1 protein-coding gene is annotated in these 738 nt (G+C 57.6%); it reads right to left on the reverse strand.

Going from position 1 to position 738, the window contains the following annotated elements; all coding sequences use genetic code 11:
• Positions 1 to 265: 265 nt before the first annotated feature.
• Positions 266 to 738 (reverse strand): tyrosine-type recombinase/integrase (locus tag GIW04_RS31125; protein ID WP_236479666.1); only part of this gene is annotated, 473 nt, incomplete at its 5' end.

Raw genomic sequence — 738 nt, forward strand, 5'->3', positions numbered from 1 at the left:
GTTTTACGCCTGTGGATAAACCCGGTCAAGGTTCGAAATTCAGCGCCACTTTTGACTTGAAGAACGCTTATCCACCGGTGGAATTCCGTAGTAAATCCTGGACAACGTGGTCGCTTTGAGCTCTTCAAAGTAAGGTCCTTCCAAACAGGGCGGCTTTGCAGCCCTGTTTGGAAGGACCCGTGCTGAGAAGCGGATAAGCGAGGCTGCTTGCCCCGAATCTTGAGCGCTCAGTTGCTGTCGCCGCCGTTATTGCGCCTGTACAGCGCTAGCGGATCGGCACCACGTTCTTGTCTCTGACTTGGCCGTATGCAGAGGCGAGCATGCTGCCGGTCGCGGCTTTCTGGATGTACTCACTCCACCAAGCCATCATCGGGCGCCGGCGCTCGATGTAGTCGGCTCGGTTGTAGGCGCTCCGCACCTCATCCTTATCGACGTGCGCCAGTGCCACTTCGATGAGCTCCGGGTCCCACCCATGTTCATTCAAGATGGTGCTGGCCATCGAGCGCATGCCGTGGCTGACTAACCGATCCTGGAACCCCATGCGTTTTAACGCCATGTTGGCGGTTTGGCTATTGGCATGGGTGCGCGGATTTCTATCGGCCGGGAAGACGTATTCGCGATGGCCGCTGTGAGCCTTCAGTGACTCCAGCAGTGCGACAGCGTGATCACTCAACGGGATGCTGTGTGGGCGGCGCTTCTTCATCCGCTCTGCTGGGATTGTCCGGACACGCCTTTCAA

The organism is Pseudomonas sp. PA-4-8C (assembly GCF_021606625.1).
Classification (GTDB): domain Bacteria; phylum Pseudomonadota; class Gammaproteobacteria; order Pseudomonadales; family Pseudomonadaceae; genus Aquipseudomonas; species Aquipseudomonas lactis.